This is a genomic window from Prevotella falsenii DSM 22864 = JCM 15124 (genome assembly GCF_000613945.1).
GTDB lineage: Bacteria > Bacteroidota > Bacteroidia > Bacteroidales > Bacteroidaceae > Prevotella > Prevotella falsenii.
Genome location: NZ_BAJY01000031.1, coordinates 1 through 24,858, shown reverse-complemented (window position 1 = coordinate 24,858; position 24,858 = coordinate 1). Strand labels below are relative to the sequence as shown.

The window sequence follows — 24,858 nt, the reverse complement described above, 5'->3', positions numbered from 1 at the left end:
ATTGGCAATGATAAATAGAGATTTAATAAGAATAAAGGTCGTTCAGTTAACCTACGCTTACTATCAGAACGGAAATCATAATATTGATAAGGCTGAGAAAGAACTTCTTTTCAGTTTATCGAAAGCGTATGGACTTTACAACTACCTTCTATCTCTCATTGTTTCAATCACGCAGGAGGAGCGACGCCGCGTAGAAGTATTGACAAACAGAGCGAAACGAGAAGGTACCGATGTGCCTTCCGAACGCTTTGTCTACAATAAGTTCGCTGTACAACTCGAAGAAAACAAGCAGCTGAACTTATTCCTTGAAGGACAACAGTATCGTTGGGAAGATAATATGGAAGCCGTAAGAAAACTCTGCGACCAAATAGAACAGAGCGTCATTTACCAAGAATATATGGCAAGCGATGACGATTCTTACGATGCTGACCGCGAAATATGGCGAAAAATCTATCGTACACTTATCCAAGAGAATGAAGATTTAGATGCTATTCTTGAAGAAAAGAGTCTGTATTGGAACGATGATAAGGAAATCGTCGATACGTTTGTAATTAAAACCATCAAGCGTTTCGACCCTGTGAACAAAGCAAATCAAGAGCTGTTGCCCGAGTTTAAAGACGAAGAAGACCGCGACTTTGCACTGAAACTCTTCCGCTCTACCATATTGAACGCTGATACTTACCAGCGTTATATGAGCGAAACAAGCAGAAACTGGGACTTCTCTCGCTTGGCTTATATGGACGTTGTCATTATGCAAATCGCCATTGCCGAGATGCTTACTTTCCCCAACATACCTGTTACCGTTTCGATAAACGAGTATGTAGAGCTTGCAAAACTTTACAGTACTCCACGAAGTGGCGGTTACATCAACGGTATGCTCGATTCCATTGCACGTTATCTTATTGATACAGGCAAGATGTTGAAGCAAATGCCGGAGCGCAGACAACCACGCAATGGCAACGAGCGATTGAATAGAAACAACAACTATTCGAGAAACGAAGCCAACTTGCAAAACGATTATCCTGAAGGAAACGTACAGCAGGACAGGCTTGAAAGAAATACGAACGAGGAATTTTAAACAAACAAAATAAGAAATGAATACAGCTATTTTACTTGCTGCACAAGCTGCAGGACAATCAGGTGGCGCGTTGCCGATGATTATTATGATGGTTGCTGTCTTTGCAATCATGTGGCTTTTTATGATTCGTCCACAACAAAAGAAGCAGAAACAAATTCGTGCTTTTCAGAATGCGCTTAAAGAAGGCGACTCTGTTGTTACGGGTGGTGGTATCTTTGGTACGGTAAAACGTATCGACATGGCTTCAAACAAGATTGAAGTTGAAATTGCACGCGGTGTAGTTATCACTGTCGATAAGGGTTACGTGTTTGCCGATGCTGAGGCTATGCGTATGAGCCAAAACAAGTAATGATTTGCAAAAGTGCAGAAATAAATTTCATAGATGGTAGGTAGGGGACTACATATAATAGACATAGCCAGAAACTTCTTGTCGAAACTAATCAACAAGGAGTTTTTGGTTTTTTTGTTCTTTCTCCTATTAAGCGGACTCTTTTGGCTTACGAATGTTCTTGACGACTACTACGAAGAAGAGTTTACGGTAGACTTGCGTTTGGCAGGAATACCGAAAAATGTGATTTTAACAGACGAAGTCGATTCCGTTGTAAAGGTCGTTGTGCGCGACAAAGGTTATGTTATAGGCAGCTATATCTTCGACGATGCCTTCCGTCCGCTGTTCTTTGATTTTGAAACTTGTAACCGTTCAAACAATTCGGGCGAGATTTCGCTTACCGATATACAGAAAATGCTTTCGCAGCAAATGTATTCAAGCACGAAAATTGTAAGCATAAAAGCCAACAACCTTACCTATACTTACAACCACGGCATGCACAAAAAGGTGCCCGTTCGTTTACAGGGAATGGTCGTTCCCGGCGAAGGCTATTACCTTTCGCATGCTCAATTCGCCCCCGACAGCGTAACAGTATATGCGTCGAGAAAAATATTGGACAGCATTCAGTATGTTCTTACCGAACGAATGGAAGTGTTGAATTTCACCGAACCGAAGGTGCAGCAAGTTCGGATAGCAAAAATCAAGAATGCAAAGTCGTTGCCCTACAAAGTGAAAGTGCAGCTCGTTCCCGACATTCTTACCGAAGAATATGTGGAAGTGCCTATCCATGCCATCAACGTTCCTGCCGACAAGACCATGCGTATCTTCCCCGGAAAAGTGAAAGTTAAGTTTGCCGTGGGGGCGCATCGCCTACGCTCGATGCCTAAAAACATTGAAACAAGAGAATTGCAACCTGTCGGTTTCAAGCTCGTTGCTGACTATAATGAGGTCGCCGACCACAAGGCGGAGAAGTGCCACGTGTACCTTCAGGCTGCGCCAAATGGTATTCGCAACGCTCGTCCTGTTGTAAATGCAGTAGATTATCTTATCGAACAGAAATGAAAGTTGCAATAACGGGCGGTATCGGTAGCGGAAAATCGTTCGTTTGTGAGCGATTGCGCAAATTCGGAATTGCGGTTTACGACTGCGATGAGGCTGCAAAACGCCTGATGCGAACTTCGTCCGACATTCAAAAGCAACTTTCCGATTTGGTAGGAACGGAGGTTTTTGCCGACGGAAAACTGCAAAAGGCAGTCTTGGCAGCCTTTCTTTTGCAGAGTAAGCATAATGCGCAAGCCATCAACGATATTGTCCACCCCGCTGTGGCTGCCGATTTCGAACGTTCGGGCTGCGACTACATAGAGTCTGCCATACTCTTCGACAGCGGTTTTATCGACCGTGTGCATATCGATAAGGTGGTTTGTGTAACTGCACCGATTGCTACAAGGGTGCAACGCATTGTTCGGCGCGACCACATAACGCCTGCAAAAGCGCAAGAATGGATAGACCGCCAGATGCCGCAGAGCGAAGTGTTGAAACGCAGCCACTATGAAATAGTAAACGATGGAAAGTGCGATGTAGATGCACAGATACAAGAAATTATAGAAGAAATATCAAAAACGAATAAATAATATATTAAATAGAGAAACGATGTTAGAGACAATTCTTTCTATTGCAGGCAAACCGGGACTTTACAAACTGGTAAGCCGTGCGAAAATGAACTTAATAGTTGAAACTCTCGACGAGAAGAAAAAGCGAATGCCTACTTTCGCTACCGACCGCGTAACGAGCCTTTCCGACATATCGATGTTCACCGAAGGCGACGACGTGCCTTTGTATGAAGTGCTTGTAAAGGTACGCGAGAAAGAAGAAGGCAAGGTTACTTCTTTAGATTGGCGCAAGGCTTCTGCAAAGCAGTTGCAAGATTATTTTGCTGAAATACTTCCCGATTTCGACCGCGACCGTGTGCACAACAGCGATATAAAGAAGCTGTTGCAGTGGTACGACATTCTGATTAATGCAGGCATTTCCAACTTTGAAGAAGTATTAAAGCCGGCAGGCGAGGAAGAAACCGACGAGAGCCAAGAGAATAAGGAAGAAGAAAAATAAAGACTTTCTTACAACAAACCCATTACAACAACGCTTCTGCACGTTTCGTGCAGGAGCGTTTTGCTTTAAAGCGAGTGGTGTTGAGCGGGCATTCGGAATTAGCTGCCTACTTATTGAACGATACGGAAAGAAAGCGGGTAGAATATGTAAGGGCGTGATTTATCGCGTGCCTGACACCGAAGAAACAACAGCGTGCATAGGGATTCTGGATTTCTTAGAACTTCATAGGGATTATAGATTAACACGTAAAAGTCGCTTTCGTTATGTAAAGATAATTCGTATAAGAAACGATAATTTCGATTTGGCACTGCGAAAGCGGCTGTTTTGCGATGCAAAACCTACGCTTCCACCGTGTAAAACTGTCGTTTTTGGATTGCAAAACGATAGGTTTTATAACACGTTGATAGATAATGCGTTATTCAATAGGTAACCTTTAAAAGAATATTTACACTTTCTTTATCTGCTTTCTGCTTATGGAATAAGGAATACAGGGGCTGCAATAGAAAGGGCTAATAGGTTTTTTCTATTCGGAAAGATGAAACAATGTGCTTGTTTACAAAGAGTTCTAACAGTTTTATAAAGCAGTCTGTACGAAACGATAGAATAGGTATTGTATTATAAAACAAGACATATTGTCATATTTAAGCGTCATAATGGCAGGGTGTTTGCGTTGGTATGGGTATTGCAATATACTTGGTGTAAACAATACAAACATATAAACTAATAGGAGGAAAAGATTATGATGTACAAAAATTCATGGTTGCCGGAAGTATTCAACGACTTCTTTTACAACAACAATATGCCAAAAACAAACGCAACAGCTCCGGCTATCAACGTGTTGGAGAACGAAACCGAGTACACTGTAGAATTGGCTGCGCCGGGTCTGAGAAAAGAGGACTTCGACATCAGCATCAATAACGATGGCGACTTGGTTATCAAGATGGAGAAGAAAAACGAAGTAAAGGACGAAAAAGCACACTATCTGCGCAGAGAGTTTGCATACAGCAAGTACGAGCAAACCCTTATCTTGCCGGACGATGTAGATAAAGACAAGGTGGGCGCAAGAATGGCTGACGGTGTTTTGAACATCGTTCTTCCGAAACTTCAACAGAGTGTTCAGAAGGTGGCACGACAGATTGAGGTTGGCTAAAGCCGCTTCACAGCGCAGTGCCGACTATCGCTTCAAATCTTTAAAAATGAGATAACTCGTAAAAAAAGTAGAGAATAGTCATAGTAAAAAGATTAATTCATCATGTTATAAAATATAATTGTTAGTAATAAAAAATCCTCGAATGCGTGAGCATTCGAGGATTTTTGTTTTCTTGTTTTTATTGTTTTGTCTTTATTTTACTGATGGTTGGCAAAACGAGTTTCTGCCATTTGTTCGTACTTCGTACCGGGTCTGCCGTAGTTAGCATACGGATAGATGCTGATACCGCCGCGTGGTGTGAAGATGCCCGTTACCTCAATGTATTTCGGATTCATTAGTTTTATGAGGTCTTTCATTATCGTATTCACGCAATCTTCATGAAAATCGCCGTGGTTACGAAAGCTGAAGAGATACAGTTTCAGGCTTTTGCTTTCCACCATACGCACGTCCGGCACGTACGAGATGCGGATTTCGGCAAAGTCGGGTTGCCCCGTTATAGGGCAAAGGCTTGTAAATTCCGGGCAGTTGAAACGTACCCAATAATCGTTTTCCTGATGTTTGTTTTCAAACGACTCCAATACTTCGGGGGCATAGTCCGTACTGTAAGTTGTCTTTGCACCCAGTTGGGTCAGTCCTTCGTTGTTTCTTTCCATTTCCTAAATGTTTGTTTTGAGAGATTTTAATCTCCCTTTTCCACTCTTAACTCAAGCTGAAAATCTTCCAGATACTGTAATTCACGCCATTGTCGTAAACATCTTCGCCCTCGTGTTCCTTCAGTTTCTTCACGATACGAATGGTTAAAGGCAGGGCAATTACCTCGTAGAGGGTTTTCAGCAACACTTGCCAGAGCATTAGCTTAGGCAATTCTTCGGTAGGAACAACTCCGCCGAGTGCCAGCGGGAAGAATATTACCGAGTCGCAAGTCTCGCCCGCAATGGTGCTAAGCACTGCACGGAGCGAGAAGCGTTTGCCGCCATCGCGAATTTTCATCTTGCTCATGACGTAGGCATTGGCAAACGAACCGATGATGAAAGCCACAAACGAGGCTGCTGCTACACGCGGTGCAAGACCGAAAATGGCGTGAAAACCCTCTTGGTTTGTCCAATAAGGAGCACCCGGAATCCAATCGCAGAGCGCGCCAACGCTTACAAAGAAGAAGTTCATGGCGAAGCCCGTCCAAATAAGCAGTCGTGCTTTCCGGAACCCCCACACCTCGCATACACAGTCGTTGATGATGTAAGAGATTGGAAACACAATTAAACCACCTGTCAGGCTGATACCCAATACTGAGATTTGCTTGGTCTCGAGAATGTTTGCCGCAATGAGGCAAACACAGAAGAGAATGCTGAATAACATGAACAGCACGCTCACTTGTTGTCTTGTCTTTGTCATTTTCTTGTTTTGTTAAAGGGGGTTTAGCAAGTACCCCTATTCGTAAAAAGTGCGGCAAAGGTACAAAAAAAACTTAAATAATAGTTGTTTTATCAATACATTTCTTTATTTTTGCATTTCAATACATGAACACCCTTTCGATTAGGGTGCAGTTTGTAAAACATTAAATGGTAAAAGATAATATGAAAAGAATGTTTTTAGCAGCAATTATGGCTGCACAGGTGCTGACAGGTTTTGCGCAATCGCAAGACTTCAAGCCTTATGAAGAGAAGATGAACAAAATCTACGCTGAGTTTGAAACTTTGGATAAGGAGTACGCAACATTGCGTCAGAAAGACCCAAAGACCTTTACCGATGCCGACAAGCAGAAAGTTGAAGACATTATGGCTAAGGGTGAATCGCTTTCGGAACAACACGCTGAGCTTACACTCGAGATAATCAAGAACTTCAAGAATACCAAATACCCGGCCAAGTATGTGGCTGATGCATATTCAAGCTTTACCTACGACCAGTTGAAAGATGCTTTAGACCCTGCAAGTGGATATTATAAGGAAGAAGCATTGAAGCCTGCCAAGGAATACTTTGCTTCATTGGAACTTCGTCGTCCCGGTCTTATGTACACCGATTTGGTAATGAAAGACATGAACGACAAGGAAATTAAGCTGAGCCAATATGCAGGTAAGGGCAACTATGTGTTTGTAGATTTCTGGGCAAGTTGGTGCGGTCCGTGCCGTGCTGAAATGCCAAATGTAGTTGAGGCTTACAACAAGTACCATTCAAAAGGTTTGGAAATAGTTGGCGTTAGCTTCGATCAAAAGAAAGATGCGTGGACTGCAATGGTAAAGAAACTTGGTATGGAGTGGCCGCAAATGTCTGACTTGAAAGGTTGGCAGTGTGCAGCAGGCAAGATTTATGGCATTCGCTCTATCCCCTCAAATATCTTGTTAGACCCACAAGGCAAAATCGTAGCAAGCGATTTGCGTGGCGAAGACTTGCAAAAGAAGTTGGCTGAAATCTATAAGTAAGTCGATTTTAGTGTTAAAAAGAGACCTCATCAAGTGGCAAACTTGATGAGGTCTCTTCGTTTTATCTATATTCTATCTTCGTTTTGTCTATACCCTTTCTTCCTTCTTTATATATACGCGTGTTGGCTTTTAAATGCCCCTTGCTTTGAAAATGCGCTCTTTTGCATTGTTTATCTCTTGGAATTTCTTCTCAGCAGCTTTGCGAACGTCGTCGCCCAATGTGCCTACACGGTCGGGGTGGTGCTTTAATGCCATCTTGCGGTAGGCTATCTTCACTTCGTCGTCGGTGGCACTGGGCGATATGCCCAACACTTTGTATGCCTCGTCAAGTCCTCCTTGCCGGTTAGATGTTGCTCCCATGTTGAGCATAGAGTCTACGTCTTGCGCCGAAAGTCCAAGATAGCCTGCCACTTCCTTGAGGGCTGACACTTCTTCGGGACTTACCACGCCGTCTACTTTCGCTATTATAATAAGGTAGTCGAGCAGTTGCAACCGCTGCCCGGCATTCATGTGAAATCTTATTTCAAAGCAACTCTTGCGTATCATCTCTTTGAAAGCCGCATCGCCTTGTTGCTTTTGCATTTCAAAAAGCTTTAGCAAAATGTCTTCGCCTTGCTGAACAGCTTGCTCGCCGAAGTTGTTGCGAAGGAAGTTTCGTACATATTCCATTTCCGAATGCATGATTTTGCCATCGGCTTTTATAATGTAAGACGAAAGCACAAGCATGGAAAAGAGGAACGAGTTGCGGTCTTCCTCGAATGGGCGTTGCTTGAAATGCGTGTCCGAATAGTCGTTTCGGAATGTTTTTCCGCCTTCGCCAAAGCCCTTTCCTTCGTCAGAAGCGTTAAAAGCATCGTCCAACATACTTCCAATACAGTATCCTGCTATTGCGCCCAATACGCTGCCGCCTGCCAACACCCAACCGAGTGCGCCACCAATCCATTTTCCTATTGCCATATTTTTGTTTTGTTCGTTCGACTATAATTGTGCCAAAAGCGTGCCAATTTCCTAAAAACCTATTGAGTTCTTTAGTTCTATGTATTGTTTGAACAGCCATGTGTGGCTGTCGTAAATAAAGTTCGTGAGTACCGAAAGCAGATATAAACCAATGTAAACAAGCAAGATGAAAGTGAAGCTGCCTATGAAGAATATCCACAAATCGCCGTTCTTGTATTTCTCTTGGAAGGCTTTTAGCCTTGAAGACGACTTTGCGATGTATTCGGAAGTGGCAGCCGTCGTGCTCGCAGCCAGTGCCGAAACCTGCTGAGATTGATTGTTCAGTTTCGCTTTTGCAGCTTCTATCATATCGGCAGTAGCATTTTAAGGAACTTTACCTTTGCTGTCGGTTGCGTTTCTTCGGTTTTTGCGTCCACTTCTCTTGTTTCCGAGAATGGAAGCACAGCTCTGGCTCTTGTTCGGAAAGGCTTTCCATCGCCCAATTGGCAATTCAGCACACTGCCACAGTAGGGGCAGCGCACTTTCTGTAAGCCTTGACGCTCTGTTTCAGCTTGAAATATATCACCGCATTTGTTGCACCTTATCTTATATATCATAATGGCGCAAAATTATAAAAAAACTTCCATTTGCGAAAGAAAACCCTTGATAAGGTTTGCTGAATAGTGCCGAATATATTGTTTTATTGCAACTACGATGGTGTTGTTTCGCTTGTTTTTTCCTGCCGATGGATAGTTTTGGCATTTTTCTTAGCCTTTAACTTCTTGTTCGTTTGTGTGTGTTTATGGTTACAAAATGTTAATCTGAATTTGGAAAACCACTGACGTTTATCTGCAACACTTATCTAAAAGCGTTCCTTTTGACACTGAAAAGTTGTGAAAGGATAGTGTTTACAGGCTTTCGTAATTGTAAAATAGCTTCAATATAATTTTTTTATTCTAACTAAATAAGTACCTTTGCACCCATTAAATTTACACTTATGGATTGGTTAATTAAATTATTCACTACGGAAGACAGTGTGGCACATATCGTGCTACTCTATTCTTTGGTCATCTCGCTGGGTGTCTATCTTGGGAAAATAAAGATAGGCGGAATTTCCCTCGGCGTAACTTTCATTCTCTTTGTTGGTATTTTGGCTGGGCACATCGGTTTCACCGGTCCGACACCAACGCTGACATTCCTGCAAGACTTCGGTCTTATTCTGTTCGTCTTTATGATTGGTTTGCAAGTAGGACCGGGCTTCTTCGAGAGCTTTGGTAAGGGCGGACTGAAGCTGAACATGCTTGCTTGCTTTACAATTCTGCTGAACATTGCGGTAATGTTTGCTTGTTACTACATCTTCTTTGACACTACCGACTCGAAGAACCTGCCCATGATGGTGGGCACGATGTATGGAGCGGTAACCAATACCCCGGGTCTTGGTGCTGCAAAAGAAGCTGTGCACAGTGTGTTCACTAACGGACCGGACTTCGACATTGCTTCGGGCTACGCTTGTGCCTACCCTTTGGGCGTTGTAGGTATTATCGGCGCAACGTTGGCAATACGCTTTATCTGCAAGGTAGATATGGACGCAGAGAACGCACTCCTTACCGATACAGAGGCAGAAAACCCAAATGAAAAGCCACACATTATGTATCTTCGCATTGAAAACTCATATATCGGTGGCCGTACTTTGCAGGAAGTTATCGATTTCTTAAACCGCGACATTGTTTGTACTCGCTTAATGCACGACGGTGTAGTATCGCTTCCTTCAAAAGACACCGTGTTGCACCCTAACGACGAGATACTTGTTGTGTGTGCGGAAGCAGATGCCGAAGCCGTTTCTGCATTTGTCGGTCCGGAAATAAAGGCAGATTGGCACGAAGAAGATCAACCGCAACAGATGGTCAGCCGTCGTATTGTTGTTACAAACAGCTCTATGAACGGTAAGACCTTGAGTAAATTGCAGTTCCGTTCAATATATGGCGTGAATGTAACACGCATCAGCCGTCAAGGTATGGACTTGTTCGCAAGCAACCACCACCACTTCCAAGTTGGCGATAAAATTATGGTTGTAGGCTTTGAAGAGAACGTACAGCGTGTTGCAGAGCTGATGGGAAACTCTCAAAAACGTTTGAATGCACCGAATATTGCTACCATCTTCATTGGAATCGTAATCGGTATCCTTTTCGGAAGTCTGCCTTTGGCTATTCCGGGCATGCCTGTTCCTTTGAAATTAGGTTTGGCAGGTGGTCCGTTAATCATCGCTATTCTTCTCGGTCGTTTCGGTTATCACATGAAACTCGTTACTTATACCACGACATCGGCGAACATGATGCTGCGCGAAATAGGTTTGGCATTGTTCTTGGCATCGGTTGGTATCAAGGCAGGAGCAGGCTTCTGGGAAACCGTAGTACAGGGCGATGGTTTGAAGTATGTTTACACGGGTTTCCTGATTACGATTATTCCAATCCTCATTATCGGAACAATCGCACGTATGAAGTACAAGTTCAACTACTTCACCATTATGGGTGCGATAGCCGGCTCTTATACCGACCTCCCGCATTGGCATACGCAAACTCTGTTTGCAACGCTGAAGCACCGGCTTTGGGCTATTCTACGGTTTATCCGTTGAGTATGTTCCTTAGAATACTTGCAGCACAGTTGATAATTCTTTTCTTCTGTGGTGTTTAAACCCCAACCGGTCATTAGGACGCATTTGAACAAAATCAGTCAAGGACTCTAATGGCGATTTGGGTTAAAAAATGAATTGTTTTTAAAGTTATAATAACGTAGTAAGGGTATGCCGAAAATTCAGTTTGGCATACCCTTTTTTCGTTTTTAGCGCATTATTTTGCCCTCTTTCCTGTGTTTTCTTTATGGGAAACGCCATGAACCATGCCCTTACATCTGTGTCTTAAAGCAAGTCCGGCAAATTATTTACACGTAAATAAATATTTTTCTACACGTAAGTAATAATTTACATACACGTAAATAAATATTTCTTTACGTGTAAATAATTTACCGAACAAGCGTTTTTGTGCGCATAAATCCTTTTAATTCAACAGGAAAAGTGCGGTTTCCATTGTGTAAACCAACGACGGTGTACGATGTATTGCGCAGGAAAGTAGCATACTGCCCATGTATTGCCGCTTTATTCCGTATCTATTGTTCGTCCGTCTTTACGATTTTAAGTTGTCATAAGTTAGTCAATATTTGAAAAAAAATGTGCTATTATACGACAGTATAATATTTTTTGACTAAATTTGCACACTGTAATGCCCCTGCGCATTATATCTGTGAACAAGAAAAAAGAAAGGTATTAAGAATAAATATGGCAAAGAAAATTCAGTTTAGTCTCATTTATAGAGATATGTGGCAGAGCTCCGGAAAGTTCCAGCCACGCAAGGACCAGTTGGTACGCATAGCTCCCATATTCGTCGAAATGGGTTGTTTTGCTCGTGTAGAAACCAATGGTGGTGCATTCGAGCAAGTAAATCTGCTTGCAGGAGAGAACCCAAACGAATCTGTTCGCGCATATACTAAGATATTACACGACGCCGGCATACAGACACACATGCTCGACCGCGGTCTGAACGCATTGCGTATGTATCCCGTGCCCGACGATGTACGTGCCTTGATGTATAAGGTAAAGCACGCACAAGGTGTAGACATACCCCGCATCTTCGATGGTTTGAACGATATTCGCAACATTGCGCCTTCTATAAAGTGGGCAAAAGAGGCGGGCATGATACCACAGGCGGCACTCTGCATTACGACTTCGCCCGTTCATACTTTGGAATACTACTGCGAACTCGCCGATAAGGAGATTGAAGCAGGTGCTGAAGAAATCTGTTTGAAGGACATGGCAGGTATCGGACAGCCCGCTTTCCTTGGCAAACTCACAAAGATGATTAAGGACAAACACCCTGAAATCATCATCGAATACCACGGTCATTCAGGTCCGGGCTTGTCAATGGCGTCCATGCTCGAAGTTGCAAAGAACGGTGCGGATATTCTTGATGTTGCCATTGAGCCACTTTCGTGGGGCATGGTGCACCCGGACCTCATCTCAGTGCAAAGTATGTTGAAGAACGCAGGCTTTGATGTGCCCGAAATAAATATGGACGCATACATGAAGGCGCGTGCTATGACACAGGAATTTATCGATGAATGGTTGGGCTACTTTATCAATCCGAAAAACAAAATCAGTAGTTCTCTGCTCCTCGGTTGCGGTCTTCCCGGCGGTATGATGGGCTCTATGATGGCAGACCTTGGCGGTATTCACGCCACTATCAACAATCTTCGCAAGAAGAAAGGCGAACCGGAGCTTTCGTTGGACGATATGTTGGTGAAGCTGTTCGACGAAGTTGCTTACGTTTGGCCACGTGTAGGCTATCCTCCATTGGTAACTCCATTCTCTCAGTATACCAAGAACATTGCCTTGATGAACCTCCTCACCATCGAGCAAGGCAAGGGTCGATTTGTTATGATGGACGATTCTATGTGGGGTATGATACTCGGAAAGAGTGGCAAGGTGCCGGGCAAGATTGACGACGAGATTGTTGAACTTGCCAAGCAGAAAGGTCTTGAGTTTACAGAAGCCGACCCACACACCCTGTTGCCTAACGCATTGGACGACTTCCGCAAGGAAATGGACGAGAACGGTTGGGACTATGGACAGGACGACGAAGAACTCTTCGAACTTGCAATGCACCCGGAACAGTATCGCAACTATAAGAGCGGTCAGGCTAAAAAGAACTTCTTGGCTGACTTGCAGAAGGCAAAGGACGCTAAACTCGGCGATAAAGTCAGCATAGAAGAGGCTACCGCGTTCAAGCATGCAAAGGCTGACGCTATCGTTTCTCCCGTTAAAGGCCAAGTGTTCTGGGAGTTCCAAGGTGATGGCGAAGCTGCTCCGGCGGTTGAACCGTTCATTGGTAAGGAGTACAAAGAAAGCGAAAAGTTCTGCTATATCCTTGCTCCGTGGGGCGAATTTGTAGAAATTCCTGCTGCATTGGGAGGTAAATTGGTAGAAATAAATGCAAAACAAGGCTCTAAAATCAATAAGGGCGATGTGATTGCATACATTCAAAGAGACGAAAAGTAAGAACTTTAGTTAAATAAGATAACTACGATTCATTCACGAATAAAAAGCCTAAACGCTTTCATAGTCTGTGAATGAATCGTTTTTTAGTATGGGATTGCGCAGTCAATTGGTAAAAAGAATACACGGAGAACAAGCAAAACATTTGGCTTTTGTTGTTCAATCCTCTTTTGACGACCGCGAGTTTGACGATTTCTTTCAATTGTTATTCGATGAAGAAACGAAAGTTGCAGAGAATGCAGCATGGATAATGAGTCATTTTAATAAAGCAGGGAGAGAACGACTGAGTAGCAGAAAACAATTCATTATGGCAGAAGCAATGCGCACTTCCAATGCTACGAAACTGCGTTTGTTGCTTACCATTATTTTAAGACAACCCTTTTCGGAAAATGAAATAGCAACGCCTTTCCTCGATTTCTGCCTCGATAACATCACGAATACTGCCCGACCGGTAGCCATAAAGTCGCTTAGCATCTATCTTTCTTTCCGCCAATGCAGATTTTTCCCGGAGCTTTTGCAAGAGTTGGAAGCGATATTGCATTCCTACGACGGTATGCCTTTGTCGTCAGGACTGAAATGTGCACGAACAAAAACATTGCAAGCGATAGCAAAAACCAAGAAAGAACATAAATTACAATGAACTATCAAGCCATCATAGATAAGTATTATCCCGAAGAAAACGAACTTAAAAAGATATTGCTCGTACACAGCAGGAGTGTTGCCGATAAGGCGTTGGCACTTGTAGACCTACACCCTGAATTGCAACTCGACAGGCAATTCGTGGAAGAAGCGGCTATGCTCCACGATATTGGCATATTCAAGTGCCATGCTCCGAGCATTCATTGCTTTGGCGAAGAACCCTACGTGCGGCACGGACGCATAGGTGCTGAACTGTTAAGGAACGAGGGTTACCCCCGCCACGCACGTGTTTGCGAACGCCATACAGGTGCAGGGCTTACCAAAAAAGAGATAGTGGAGCAGGGGATACTTTTGCCTCCGCAAGACTTTTTGCCCGAAACACAAGAGGAATTGTTGATTTGTTATGCCGACAAATTCTTCTCCAAAACCCATTTAGATGCAGAAAAGACTTTCGAACAAGCTGTAAAAAGCTTGCAAAAGTTTGGAAACGACGGTGTAGAAAGGTTTACGGCGTGGCACGACCGCTTTGAACCTGCAAAACGTTAAAATAGAGAAATGCCTCCAATTTATCCCATTATTTGCTTAATTTTGCAAGTTATTAGGCAATGAAAGCAAAGTTTCTCATATTCGTTTTTATGTTTGTCATCGCATTTGCAATGGCTACTCCTTTCGTGTCTGCTCTTTTTTCGCCTTTCATCAATGTTGCCGGCGATGCCAATATCGCTGCAATACCACTGCAGAAGCAAGCGAAGGAAGGTGCGAAAGCTGCAAGAACAGTAGCCGATACAGCAAAAACAGCAGTCGATACGACACAGATGGACTCTTTGCAACTTGCCATTTACAAGCACAATAAGGCGGTTGATGATTCCATTCGCGTTGATAGTATAATGAAATCGAAGTCGAATGGCATCGAATCACCTGTAACTTATTCGGCTGAAGACTCTCTCGTTTACAATGCAAAGACACGCATTGCACGTCTGTATGGGTCGGCAAAGATGGACTATCAGAACATGAATCTCAGCAGCGACAACGTTTCTATGAGCTTGGATAGCAATCTTGTGCGTGCCAACGGAACTTCCGACTCTACCGCAGAGGGCGGTATCAAGGGTAAACCGGAGTTCTCTCTTGGCGGACAAGCGTACAGTAGCGACTCCATGGCTTTCAATTTCAAGTCGAAGAAAGGAATGATTAAGGGCGTCTACACCCATCAGGAAGAGGGCTACCTTACAGGCACGAAAGCCAAACGCGACTCGTCGGGCGTTGTCTACATACAGCACGGACGATACACAACCTGCGACAAACCGCACCCCGACTTCTATATTGCCCTTTCGCGTGCAAAGGTTCGTCCCGGTAAAGATGTCGTTTTCGGTCCTGCCTACCTTGTGGTTGCCGATGTGCCGTTGCCGTTAGCCATTCCTTACGGGTTCTTCCCATTCTCTAAAAAATATTCCAGCGGACTTATTATGCCAAGCTATGGCGAGGAAAGCGATCGTGGTTTCTATCTTCGCGATGGTGGTTATTACTTCGCCATCAGCGACAAGTGGGACTTGAAACTGTTGGGCGAAATATACACGCGCGGCTCGTGGGGATTCAGTGCAGCCAGCAATTACCGCAAACGATATAAGTATTCGGGTTCTTTCCTCTTTAGTTATCAGAACACAAAGACGGGCGATAAAGGGCTGCCGGACTATCTTGAGCAAAAGAGTTTCAAAATACAATGGAGCCATCGGCAAGACTCTAAAGCCAATCCAAATAGCTCTTTGTCTGCCAGTGTGAACTTCGCTACTTCGAGTTACGAGCGCAACAACCTTAACAGTATGTACAATCCGCAGACCTTGACCCAGTCTACGCGTACATCATCGGTAAGCTGGTCGAAGCAGTTTCCGAGCATTGGGCTTTCTATCAGCACCACCGCCAACCTTGCACAGAGCATGCGCGACTCTACCATTAATCTTACTTTTCCCGACCTGAACATCAGTTTGAGCCGTCTGTATCCGTTCAAACGCAAGAAGGCAGTGGGCAAACAACGTTGGTACGAGAAGATTTCGATGAGCTATACAGGTCAGTTGTCGAACTCTATTTATGGAAAAGAAGACCGCATCTTGAAGGCTAACTTCGCAAAAGAATGGCGACACGGTTTCCAGCACAACATTCCTGTGCAGGGAAACTTTATGTTGTTCAATTATATAAACCTCAATCCGTCGTTCAATTTTACCGACCGCATGTACACCAATAAGGTTGCACGCAGTTGGGATTATGCGAAAGCAACGGAACGACGCGACACTTTAGCGGGTTTCTACAATGTTTATAACTGGTCGTTAAATCTCGCTTTAAGCACAAAACTCTATGGTTTTTGGGTTCCGAACAAGAAGCTATTTGGCAATAAAATACAAGCCATTCGCCACGTTATCACCCCGCAAGTGAGCTTTTCTTACTCGCCTAACTTCGGTGCACGGCACTACGGATACTACGACAGCTACCAGTACACCGACGCAGACGGCAACGTAAGGCTTGTAGAATATTCTCCGTTCCAAGACGCTATGTACGGCGTGCCGGGCAAAACCAAAACAGAGATGATAACGTGGGACATTAGCAATAACATCGAGATGAAGGTGCGAAGCGACAAGGACTCCACGGGATACAAGAAACTCAGTATTATCGACGAACTTGGGGCAGCGATGTCGTACAATGCTGCCACCGATTGGCATCGTTGGAGCGACCTCAGTGTGCGCCTCCGACTGAAGTGGTGGAAGAACTATACTTTCTCTATGAACGCCCAGTTTGCCACATACGCCTACGAGTTAGATGCAGACGGAAAACCCTTTGTCGGCAATCATACCGAGTGGGGATATGGTCGTTTGCCGCGTTTTCAGGGTATGTCGCAAAACTTCTCGTTCACCCTTACCCCCGATAAGATAAAGAAATGGTTTGGTGGAGCTAAGGACAAAGAAGATGACACCGGCAGTACCGACGATGAAGGTCCCGACCCCAATGTGGAATCGAATATGGACGACAAGATGGAACGAGGCAAACACGCAGCCAAAAAACGTGGAGGCAACATTGCCGAAACCGATGAAGACGGATATATGCGTTTTAATATTCCGTGGTCATTGACCTTTGGTTATGGCATTACCATGCGCGAAAACCAGCAGGGAGAGTTCAACAAGAAGCGTATGCGCTACCCTTACAAGTTCTCGCAGACGCTGAACGTGAGCGGAAACATACGCATCAGCGAAGGTTGGAACATTAATTTTTCAAGTGGTTACGACTTTGAAAACCGCGCCATAAGTATGACTACGGCAAGCCTTTCGCGCGATTTGCACTGCTTCAACATGAGTGCTTCCATAGTACTTGCGCCTTACACATCGTACAATTTCACTTTCCGTTGCAATGCAGCAACGCTTACCGATGCCCTTAAATACGACAAGCGCAGTGGTTTCACACAAGCCGTTCAGTGGTATTAAGCAAGTGTTTGACAGAGAAAACAATCCTAAATATATGGTGGCAGCTGATGATGAACACCCATTTGCTTCCTCCGTTTATAGCAGAACCACAGTTGCTTTATAATGCAGAATAAGAAAGAGTAGGGTGCGAAAAACACTCTTGTCTTGTAAAGATTATTCGGAAGAAAAACGATAATTTCGATTTGGCATTGCGAAAGCGTAGGTTTTACCGACCAAAAGCGGCTCTTTTGCCTTGCAAAACCTATGCTTTTGGAATGCGAAACAATAGGTTTTGTAATGCGTTGATGATGAAAGGATTAAGTGATACTTACACTTGCGGAAAATATTTACGCTTTTCTTGTCGTTTTTTCACCTATATAATAAGGTATATAAGCGAAATTGCGTGGCGAAGAGAACGGCGTTTTTCGGTTGGAAAGACGAAGTAATATACTTGTCCGCATTAGTTTTCCATTGCCACTCCGTATTGTTTCATTCTTACGAAAAAGCCTCCGCACCGGACGTGCAGAGGCTTTTTTGCTGAATGTAAACGGTTCTTTGATGTCGTTCTTGTACTTCCGTCAGGCTTATGCGTTGCTGATAAGATAAGCCGTATAGCCTATAAAGGTGGCAGTGAGCACGAACCCTTCCCAACGTTCAAGAACGTATTTGGTGAACGAGAAGAACCAAATCATAATCATAGATATTACCAATATCGACAAATCGGTGTTGGTAATGCCTTGCAACTGCATGGGACAAATAAGACCTGTAACGCCTAATATGGCGAGAATGTTGAATACATTAGACCCAAGAACGTTTCCGATGGCAATGCCGCTGTTGCCCTTTCGAGCCGAAACGACACTCGTTGCAAGTTCGGGCAGCGATGTTCCGCCTGCCACAACCGTAAGACCGACAATGGCTTCCGACACACCTAACGAGGTTGCCAGTCGGGTTGCACCTTCCACAAACAAGGTACTGCCCCCGATAAGGCACGCCAAGCCCACGATAATCCATATCGCCGACATAGTTGTGCTCATCTTAGGCACGCTTTCCAATGCTGTTTCGGCAAGTTTGTTCTCCGTTTCCAAATCCTTTTTCTCTATTTTCGCCCCGGTTACGGTCATGTACATAAAGACAAGGAAGAAAGCAAAAAGCACGGCAGCGTCTATGCGTCCTATCTTTCCATCGAAGCACATCATCATTAAAACAACCGATGCAACAAGGGCAAACGGTATGTCTTTCAGCACCGTAGAACGCAAGATAACCATCGGGGCAATGGCTCCGGAAATGCCGACAATGAACAATGTGTTGAAGATATTAGACCCTACGACATTTCCGACAGCCAAGTCGGGTGTGCCTTTGAGTGCCGAAATCAGGCTGACACAAAATTCAGGCATACTCGTTCCCATTGCCACAATGGTGAGACCGATAACGATTTGCGGAATTTTCATACGTTCTGCAACGGCCACCGACCCTTCGGTGAGGCGGTCTGCGCCCCACAATACGATGGCAATGCCTGCAATAATGAAGATAATATTCAATAGCATATATGTTTAATCTTAATTTTCTAATGTATTAAAAGTTATTTTGAAACCTACTCGTTGGCAGCTTGTATATTCTTTAGATCCTCTTTTTCGCCTACCACCCACAGTATGTCGCCTTCTGTCAGGCAATGCGATGTTGATGAGCGTAATGTGGGTTTGCCCTTCGTCTATACCTACCACCATGCAATTGTATTGGTCGCGTATGCCACTGTCCTTTAATGACTTGCCTATAAACGGACTTTTGGCTGACAAAACAATCTGCTGAAGAATCATTTCGCGCTTTTCTATGTCGTTGTCTTCGGGACGAATTTCGTTGCGAATAGTTTCCGAGATGGCTGCCAACTGCCGGTCGTTGCCGATAACTTGTATCTTGTCGCCGGGAAAAACAACGGTGTTGCCACGTGGAATATTCAGGCGGTGCGAGCCTCGGAGAATGCTGCTGACGTGCGTACCAAAGCGGTTGCGGAGCTTTAGTTGATGGAGCGTCTTGCCTATCCATGACGAATCTTCCGGAATTTCAAACTCGCCGATGTGAATATTCCTATCTAACAGATGCCCCTCGAAGAGCGGTTTTCGGCTGCCACGCACTTGTGCCGCTATTTCGCGGCTGCGAAGGTTTTGCACAAACAGTCGTTCCAAGCGAATGCTGCGTCGTTTCATGCCGCGAGACAGTATCATCAGCGTCAACACACCTATTGCAATAACTATCATAAGGGCATTGGTGAAGCGTGTAAGATAGTTGCAAATGTAGAAAATGAACGCAAGTGCCACCACCATTCTGACGAGAATGGTGAACAAAAGCGGCAGGCGGTTTATGCGGTTTTGCGTCCAGAGTGTCTTAAACTCTTCGGAATGGTTCTTCTTCATTACGAAAGCGCGCAAGAAAGGCGCAATCAGCAAGATTGTGAGTAAGCCGCAAACAGCATTCCCCGCCCAGTGATTGCCTGTCAATTCTACCGAAAGGTGGCGCATGACGGGCAGAACGAGCGAGAACATAATGGCAATGGTGGCAGCCGAAAGTATGCCGTAGATGAGCGTATTTGTCGCCATCGCCTTGATAAGTGTGCGCCAGAGATTGTCGGACGATAGGTTTTGTGGCGTGCCAACATCGATATGCGTTATACGGCGTGCCCATTGCTTCGGCAGATAGCGCAACAAAAACTCGTAAGTAGGTTCTGCTCCACGTATCATATAAGGGGTTAGAAAAGTTGTAACGACCGAAACGGCTACCACAACAGGGTAGAGGAAGTTGCTGATAACGCCCATGGAAAGACCTAAAGTGGCGATAATGAAAGCAAATTCGCCTACTTGTGCCATTGAAAAGCTACAGCGAATGGCATTTTTAAGCGATTGTCCGCCAAACATATAGCCATTGTGCCGAACACAGCTTGCCCTCCGATAATGGTAACAACAAGAAGAAGGATTGGCACGGTGTAGGTTACAAGAATTTGTAGGTTCACCAACATACCCACCGATACGAAGAATATGGCACCAAAGAGGTTTTTAATGGGTTCAACTACCTTTATAATCTTCTCTGCTTCGATGGTTTCAGCCAAGATACTGCCCATGACAAATGCACCGAAACCGGCACTGAAGCCCACCGTTGTGGAGATTACTGCCATGAAGCAGCAAAGTCCTAACGATACAATCAGTAGGGTTTCGTTGTTCAGAATGCCACGCACCTTGCGCAAAAGCGAAGGAATGGCAAACAAACCGATGACAAACCACAAGACGAGAAAGAACCCTATCTTGAGCACACTCTCTATAAACTGACCGCCATCGGGACTGTTTCCGCTTGCCACGGTACTCAGCATAACCATCATAATGATAGAGAGAATGTCTTCAAGAATAAGTACGCTCATCACAGTAGATGCGAATGCTTGTTGCAGAAGTCCCATTTCGGAAAACGCTTTATATATAATGGTAGTGGAAGAACTTATGGCGAGCATTCCGCCAAGGAAGATACAGTCCATTTGTTTCCAACCAAAAAGATGCCCCACGGTAAAGCCCAAGGTCATCATACAGAACACTATGGTGCAGACAGCAATAATGGGGGAGGCTCCCATTTTTAGGATTTTCTTGACCGAAAAGTCTAATCCTAACGAAAACAAAAGGAAGATTATGCCAATGTCAGCCCATGTCTTAATGTCTGCTTCGTCTATTACGCTCATAGTGTAAGGCATGTGTGGCGATACCAAAAAGCCGGCTACGATGTATCCTAATACAAGCGGTTGTTTGAGTTTCTTGAATAGCAGCGTTACGAAACCTGCCACTACGAGGATTAAAGCAAGGTCTTTTACGAGTACGGGAAGTTCTGACATAAGCAGCGTTGTAAATATTTGAATAGTTTATTGATGTGTTAGCATAATTTGCTAATGCAGAAAATACAGTTTGCAATGTGCTGTTGTATAACCCACCAATGGGAAAAATACAATTTGCGATGTGCTATTGTATAATCCGTCGATATGCTAATATAATAAGGTGGGAGCGCATTGCTCCCGCTGAAAACACAAACACTACAAACTGTTCTCTCCGTTTTTCGAGCCAATAATGGCATCGAAATGCGGCGAGAGCAGACTTTGCAGTGTTCTTCTTCGTATTTATGAACCGCCGAAAGCCGACGGATAAACTTCTGATTAATCGTTGTAGCCGGCTGTAAGGCGACTGATATTGACAATCACCTGCATGGCTTTTTCCATTACCTGAATAGATACGAACTCGTAAGGTCCGTGGAAATTTACACCTCCGGCAAAGATATTAGGGCATGGGAGTCCCTTAAAGCTGAGCTGTGCACCGTCCGTACCGCCGCGAATAGGTTGTACCAATGGTGTAACTTCGGCTTCCTGCATGGCTTTTACAACAAGGTCGATGACGTGGATATTTGGGTCAATCTTTTCCTTCATGTTGTAATATTGGTCGTTCATCTTCATTTCGACCGTGCCTTCGCCATACTTTTCGTTCATCGTCTTCACGCAATTCTCCATCATTTTCTTGCGTTTTTCGAACTTATCTCTGTCGTGGTCGCGAATGATATAGTTGAGTGTAGCTTCTTCGCAACGGCTGTCGATGCCGAGTAAGTGGTAAAATCCTTCGTAGCCTTCGGTGGTTTCAGGAATTTCGTCTTGCGGTAACATCCGGTTAAACTCTATTGCCAAGCGGCTTGCATTTACCATTCTGCCCTTTGCATAGCCCGGGTGAACGCTCAAACCCTTGATGTGAACCTTTGCACCGGCAGCGTTGAAGTTCTCGTATTCCAACTGTCCGAGGTCGCCACCGTCCATCGTGTAAGCCCATTCGCAGCCGAATTTCTCCACGTCGAAGTGGTGTGCGCCACGTCCAATCTCCTCATCGGGGTTGAAACCTATGCGGATTTTGCCGTGTTCAACTTCAGGATGGTCGCGCAGATAGCACATTGCCTGTACTATTTCGGCAATGCCGGCCTTGTCGTCGGCACCGAGTAGGGTGGTACCATCGGTAACAATAAGGTCTTCGCCCTTATGTTTCAATAATTCAGGGAACTGCTTTGGCGATGAAACCATGTTCTCGTTGAGCTGTATGTCGCTACCATCATAGTTCTTTACGATGCGTGCTTTGATGTTGGCACCGCTTGCATCGAGTGCAGTATCGTAGTGCGCAATGAAGCCGATGGTAGGTACTTTCTTTGTAGTAGTAGCCGGAAGTGTGGCATAGATGTAGCCTTTTTCGTCCATTTCTACTTCTTTTAGTCCTTCACGCTCAAGTTCTTCTTTCAAATACTTAGCGAAAACGAGTTGTTTCGCAGTGCTGGGCACAGTTTCAGATTCGTCTGCCGACTGTGTGTCAAACTTGGTATAGTTAATAAATCTTTCTGCTATTTCCATATCTTATTTTATGTTTACTAATCTATTAGTTGCAAAGATACTTAAAAACTGATTTATATCAAAACTTGCAAGGCGGTTTTTTATAATTGTTATACTTTTTCTTTGTTTTGCTGAATAAAAGTAGTGCGTGTGCAAAAAATACGGAGAAAATAGTTCCAAATTATAAAGAATTAAGCATTGATACATTGTGGTTTAAGTTTAATTTCGTATCTTTGCAGTCTAAATTTATGCGTAGCGTGAAAATTAAGGAAGTTATTGATGCCCTTGAGAAGTTTGCGCCTCTGCCCTTGCAGGAAAGCTACGACAATGCCGGCTTGCAAGTTGGATTGACAGGGGCGGAAGTGTCAGGGGCTTTATTGTGCCTTGACGTAACTGAGCAGATAGTAGACGAGGCGATAAAACTCGGCTGTAACCTGATAGTGGCGCACCATCCGCTCATCTTTGGTAAGCTTTCGCAAATATCAGACGCGAACTATGTGCAACGCACTGTTATAAAAGCGATTAAGAACGACATCGTAGTCGTGGCGATGCACACCAACATAGACGCTGCAACAGGTGGTGTAAATTTTAAGATTGCAGAAAGAATGGGACTGCAAAACGTTCGTTTTTTCGGCAAGACACAATCGGTTCAGACCGACGACGGAGAAGTTCTTGGCGGTTCGGGAGTAGTTGGCGAGTTTGCAGAACCGTTGGATGCCGATGATTTCATATTGCTTTTGAAACAGCAGTTTGGAGTGGAATGCGTGCAAGCCAATCAGTTGTTGCGTCGCCCAATCAGGCAAGTGGCACTCTGCGGAGGGTCTGGCGCATTCCTCTTGAACGATGCAATAGGCGAGGGGGCTGACGCTTTCGTTACGGGCGAGATGCACTATCACGACTTTTTCGGGCACGAACAGCAAATACAGATATGCGTTATAGGGCACTATCAGAGCGAACAATTTACGACTGAGGTGTTTAAGGACATCATAGAAAAGCAGTGCGCAGGCGTGAAATGTCATATTACGCAGATAAACACCAACCCTATTATATATATATAATAAGGTGGGAATTGAAACAAGAAAGAAGAATAAACGCAAAATAAAAATACAACAATGGCAAAGAAAGACCCTAAAGACTTATCAGTGGAAGACAAGTTGAAGCATCTTTTTCAGTTGCAAACTACACTTTCGACAATCGACGAAAAGCGCGCATTGCGTGGTGAATTGCCTCTCGAAGTGCGCGACTTGGAAGACGAGATTGCAGGTTTGAACACACGTATCGACAAAATACGATATGAAATTGACGACTTTCAGCGCGCTATCGTGCAGCGCAAAGGCGATATAGAACGCGCAAAAGCGAGCTTGGAACGTTACAACCAGCAGTTGGAACAAGTGGCTAACAACCGCGAATACGATATGCTGACAAAGGAAATCGAATTCCAGACATTGGAAATAGAGCTTTGCAAGAAGAAGATAGACGAGGCGCAGGCTAAAATTCAAGAACGCCAAGACAACCTTGCCAATACTGAAGCTGTTCTGGACGACCGCCATAAGGCACTCGAAGAAAAGCGTGCAGAACTCGACGAAATCATGCAAGAGACGCGCGACGAGGAAGATGACCTGAAAGAAAAGGCCGGCGAACTTGAAACAAAGATAGAAACAGGTTTGCTCCGTAGCTTCAAACGCATTCGCAAAGGTGCGCGCAACGGACTCGGTATTGTATATGTGCAGCGCGATGCGTGCGGTGGTTGTTTCAACAAAATCCCACCTCAGCGACAGTTGGATATAAAGATGCACAAGAAAATTATCGTGTGCGAATACTGTGGGCGTATCCTTATCGACCCTGAATTAGCGGGCGTAAAACTTCAGACAGCAGAGGAAAAGCTAAGAAGAAGCGCGCAACCCGTAAGAAGAAAGAGGAAACGGCTGAATAAAATCGCCACACCTTATTATATTATATATAGAAACGAGAAGCTCCATCGGTATTGCTATTTTGCAATACCGATGGAGTTTCTTTGTATAACGACATATTTCTGTGTCCACAATAGACAGTCGAAACTATCGGAAAGAGGGTAGATGCAGTAAGTTTTTAGTGGGATAATTCTCTCTTTGTTGTCTAAGGCAGATGCTGAAAGATAGCTTTCTTTTTGTAAAGATAATTCTGTTAAAAAGTGATATAATCGCTTTGACGTTGCGAAACCGTAGGTTTTGCGATGTAAAACCTACGCTTTTACCGTGCAAAACCTACGGTTTTGGAATGCAAAACAATAGGGGC

19 protein-coding genes and 3 pseudogenes are annotated in these 24,858 nt (G+C 44.3%); 14 read left to right on the top strand and 8 right to left on the bottom strand.

The features are described 5' to 3' along the window. Positions 1-7: 7 nt before the first annotated feature. The 6 genes from nusB (at position 8) to JCM15124_RS10300 (ending at position 4,665) form a co-directional block, all read left to right on the top strand. Positions 8-1,078 (top strand): transcription antitermination factor NusB, encoded by a 1,071-nt coding sequence (gene nusB, locus JCM15124_RS10325; protein ID WP_024999366.1) that lies wholly within the window; start codon positions 8-10, stop codon positions 1,076-1,078. A gap of 16 nt (positions 1,079-1,094) precedes the next feature. After that, complete coding sequence (yajC, locus tag JCM15124_RS10320) at positions 1,095-1,427, top strand: preprotein translocase subunit YajC (RefSeq protein ID WP_024999365.1); 333 nt, start codon at positions 1,095-1,097, stop codon at positions 1,425-1,427. A 33-nt stretch (positions 1,428-1,460) separates the two neighbouring features. After that, positions 1,461-2,468, top strand: coding sequence for a CdaR family protein (locus tag JCM15124_RS10315; protein ID WP_024999364.1), 1,008 nt, complete (start codon positions 1,461-1,463; stop codon positions 2,466-2,468). Continuing rightward, positions 2,465-3,037 (top strand): dephospho-CoA kinase, encoded by a 573-nt coding sequence (coaE, locus tag JCM15124_RS10310; RefSeq protein WP_024999363.1) that lies wholly within the window; start codon positions 2,465-2,467, stop codon positions 3,035-3,037. The genes JCM15124_RS10315 and coaE overlap by 4 nt, the downstream gene beginning before the upstream one ends. 19 nt (positions 3,038-3,056) lie before the next feature. Continuing rightward, positions 3,057-3,515, top strand: a complete 459-nt coding sequence (locus JCM15124_RS10305) for a DUF5606 family protein (RefSeq protein ID WP_024999362.1) — start codon at positions 3,057-3,059, stop codon at positions 3,513-3,515. Positions 3,516-4,257: 742 nt separating this feature from the next. Beyond that, positions 4,258-4,665: an Hsp20/alpha crystallin family protein gene (locus tag JCM15124_RS10300; RefSeq protein WP_024999361.1), complete on the top strand. Its 408-nt coding sequence runs from the start codon at positions 4,258-4,260 to the stop codon at positions 4,663-4,665. A gap of 197 nt (positions 4,666-4,862) precedes the next feature. Here JCM15124_RS10300 and queF read toward each other — a convergent pair whose 3' ends face one another. Then, on the bottom strand, positions 4,863-5,318 hold the full coding sequence (gene queF / locus JCM15124_RS10295) for a preQ(1) synthase (RefSeq protein WP_024999360.1): 456 nt from the start codon (positions 5,316-5,318) through the stop codon (positions 4,863-4,865). A 46-nt stretch (positions 5,319-5,364) separates the two neighbouring features. Continuing rightward, on the bottom strand, positions 5,365-6,057 hold the full coding sequence (locus JCM15124_RS10290; protein WP_024999359.1) for a queuosine precursor transporter: 693 nt from the start codon (positions 6,055-6,057) through the stop codon (positions 5,365-5,367). A gap of 182 nt (positions 6,058-6,239) precedes the next feature. Here JCM15124_RS10290 and JCM15124_RS10285 point away from each other — a divergent pair, with 182 nt between their 5' ends. After that, on the top strand, positions 6,240-7,082 hold the full coding sequence (locus tag JCM15124_RS10285; protein WP_024999358.1) for a TlpA family protein disulfide reductase: 843 nt from the start codon (positions 6,240-6,242) through the stop codon (positions 7,080-7,082). Between the two features lie 129 nt (positions 7,083-7,211). Here JCM15124_RS10285 and JCM15124_RS10280 read toward each other — a convergent pair whose 3' ends face one another. From JCM15124_RS10280 to JCM15124_RS16730, 3 genes are read right to left on the bottom strand one after another with little or no spacing between them, the layout of a single operon-like run. Continuing rightward, complete coding sequence (locus JCM15124_RS10280) at positions 7,212-8,039, bottom strand: DnaJ domain-containing protein (RefSeq protein WP_024999357.1); 828 nt, start codon at positions 8,037-8,039, stop codon at positions 7,212-7,214. Positions 8,040-8,090: 51 nt separating this feature from the next. Next, positions 8,091-8,387: a hypothetical protein gene (locus tag JCM15124_RS16735; RefSeq protein WP_232220163.1), complete on the bottom strand. Its 297-nt coding sequence runs from the start codon at positions 8,385-8,387 to the stop codon at positions 8,091-8,093. After that, positions 8,384-8,635 carry a hypothetical protein gene (locus tag JCM15124_RS16730; protein ID WP_232220162.1) on the bottom strand — a complete coding sequence of 84 codons (252 nt, stop codon included), beginning with the start codon at positions 8,633-8,635 and terminating at the stop codon, positions 8,384-8,386. The genes JCM15124_RS16735 and JCM15124_RS16730 overlap by 4 nt, the downstream gene beginning before the upstream one ends. A gap of 380 nt (positions 8,636-9,015) precedes the next feature. Between JCM15124_RS16730 and JCM15124_RS14125 the strand changes: the two are divergent. From JCM15124_RS14125 to JCM15124_RS10250, 5 genes and pseudogenes are all read left to right on the top strand, one after another. Next, positions 9,016-10,709: pseudogene (locus JCM15124_RS14125) on the top strand (putative transporter). Between the two features lie 640 nt (positions 10,710-11,349). Further along, positions 11,350-13,125 carry a hydroxymethylglutaryl-CoA lyase-like TIM-barrel protein gene (locus tag JCM15124_RS10265; RefSeq protein ID WP_024999356.1) on the top strand — a complete coding sequence of 592 codons (1,776 nt, stop codon included), beginning with the start codon at positions 11,350-11,352 and terminating at the stop codon, positions 13,123-13,125. A gap of 67 nt (positions 13,126-13,192) precedes the next feature. After that, positions 13,193-13,762, top strand: coding sequence for a HEAT-like fold family protein (locus JCM15124_RS10260; protein WP_232220161.1), 570 nt, complete (start codon positions 13,193-13,195; stop codon positions 13,760-13,762). Continuing rightward, on the top strand, positions 13,759-14,307 hold the full coding sequence (locus JCM15124_RS10255) for an HDIG domain-containing metalloprotein (RefSeq protein ID WP_024999354.1): 549 nt from the start codon (positions 13,759-13,761) through the stop codon (positions 14,305-14,307). The genes JCM15124_RS10260 and JCM15124_RS10255 overlap by 4 nt, the downstream gene beginning before the upstream one ends. Before the next feature lie 59 nt (positions 14,308-14,366). Beyond that, entirely contained in the window at positions 14,367-17,225 is a 2,859-nt protein-coding gene (locus JCM15124_RS10250) for a putative LPS assembly protein LptD (RefSeq protein ID WP_024999353.1), read from the top strand. A 563-nt stretch (positions 17,226-17,788) separates the two neighbouring features. Here the strand turns inward: JCM15124_RS10250 and JCM15124_RS10240 are convergent. The 3 genes and pseudogenes from JCM15124_RS10240 to pepT form a co-directional block, all read right to left on the bottom strand. Continuing rightward, positions 17,789-18,748, bottom strand: a complete 960-nt coding sequence (locus tag JCM15124_RS10240) for a calcium/sodium antiporter (RefSeq protein ID WP_024999351.1) — start codon at positions 18,746-18,748, stop codon at positions 17,789-17,791. 47 nt (positions 18,749-18,795) lie between these two features. Then, positions 18,796-21,066, bottom strand: a pseudogene (locus tag JCM15124_RS14120) (cation:proton antiporter domain-containing protein). 315 nt (positions 21,067-21,381) lie between these two features. Next, complete coding sequence (pepT, locus tag JCM15124_RS10230; RefSeq protein WP_024999350.1) at positions 21,382-22,605, bottom strand: peptidase T; 1,224 nt, start codon at positions 22,603-22,605, stop codon at positions 21,382-21,384. A 227-nt stretch (positions 22,606-22,832) separates the two neighbouring features. On the opposite strand from pepT, the gene JCM15124_RS10225 reads away from it, so the two are divergent. Together JCM15124_RS10225 and JCM15124_RS14115 are read left to right on the top strand one after the other, a co-directional pair. Further along, positions 22,833-23,642: a Nif3-like dinuclear metal center hexameric protein gene (locus JCM15124_RS10225; protein ID WP_024999349.1), complete on the top strand. Its 810-nt coding sequence runs from the start codon at positions 22,833-22,835 to the stop codon at positions 23,640-23,642. Between the two features lie 54 nt (positions 23,643-23,696). Continuing rightward, positions 23,697-24,517, top strand: a pseudogene (locus JCM15124_RS14115) (zinc ribbon domain-containing protein). Positions 24,518-24,858 lie beyond the last annotated feature (341 nt).

Bases quoted from the DNA above. Each gene is read 5' to 3' on its own strand.
- yajC (WP_024999365.1), top strand. From the start codon at position 1,095: ATGAATACAGCTATTTTACTTGCTGCACAAGCTGCAGGACAATCAGGT.
- pepT (WP_024999350.1), bottom strand. From the start codon at position 22,605: ATGGAAATAGCAGAAAGATTTATTAACTATACCAAGTTTGACACACAG.
- JCM15124_RS10240 (WP_024999351.1), bottom strand. From the start codon at position 18,748: ATGCTATTGAATATTATCTTCATTATTGCAGGCATTGCCATCGTATTG.
- JCM15124_RS10265 (WP_024999356.1), top strand. From the start codon at position 11,350: ATGGCAAAGAAAATTCAGTTTAGTCTCATTTATAGAGATATGTGGCAG.
- JCM15124_RS10255 (WP_024999354.1), top strand. From the start codon at position 13,759: ATGAACTATCAAGCCATCATAGATAAGTATTATCCCGAAGAAAACGAA.
- queF (WP_024999360.1), bottom strand. From the start codon at position 5,318: ATGGAAAGAAACAACGAAGGACTGACCCAACTGGGTGCAAAGACAACT.
- JCM15124_RS10315 (WP_024999364.1), top strand. From the start codon at position 1,461: ATGGTAGGTAGGGGACTACATATAATAGACATAGCCAGAAACTTCTTG.
- JCM15124_RS10285 (WP_024999358.1), top strand. From the start codon at position 6,240: ATGAAAAGAATGTTTTTAGCAGCAATTATGGCTGCACAGGTGCTGACA.
- JCM15124_RS16735 (WP_232220163.1), bottom strand. From the start codon at position 8,387: ATGATAGAAGCTGCAAAAGCGAAACTGAACAATCAATCTCAGCAGGTT.
- JCM15124_RS10290 (WP_024999359.1), bottom strand. From the start codon at position 6,057: ATGACAAAGACAAGACAACAAGTGAGCGTGCTGTTCATGTTATTCAGC.
- coaE (WP_024999363.1), top strand. From the start codon at position 2,465: ATGAAAGTTGCAATAACGGGCGGTATCGGTAGCGGAAAATCGTTCGTT.
- JCM15124_RS10280 (WP_024999357.1), bottom strand. From the start codon at position 8,039: ATGGCAATAGGAAAATGGATTGGTGGCGCACTCGGTTGGGTGTTGGCA.
- nusB (WP_024999366.1), top strand. From the start codon at position 8: ATGATAAATAGAGATTTAATAAGAATAAAGGTCGTTCAGTTAACCTAC.
- JCM15124_RS10305 (WP_024999362.1), top strand. From the start codon at position 3,057: ATGTTAGAGACAATTCTTTCTATTGCAGGCAAACCGGGACTTTACAAA.
- JCM15124_RS16730 (WP_232220162.1), bottom strand. From the start codon at position 8,635: ATGATATATAAGATAAGGTGCAACAAATGCGGTGATATATTTCAAGCT.
- JCM15124_RS10225 (WP_024999349.1), top strand. From the start codon at position 22,833: ATGCGTAGCGTGAAAATTAAGGAAGTTATTGATGCCCTTGAGAAGTTT.
- JCM15124_RS10250 (WP_024999353.1), top strand. From the start codon at position 14,367: ATGAAAGCAAAGTTTCTCATATTCGTTTTTATGTTTGTCATCGCATTT.
- JCM15124_RS10300 (WP_024999361.1), top strand. From the start codon at position 4,258: ATGTACAAAAATTCATGGTTGCCGGAAGTATTCAACGACTTCTTTTAC.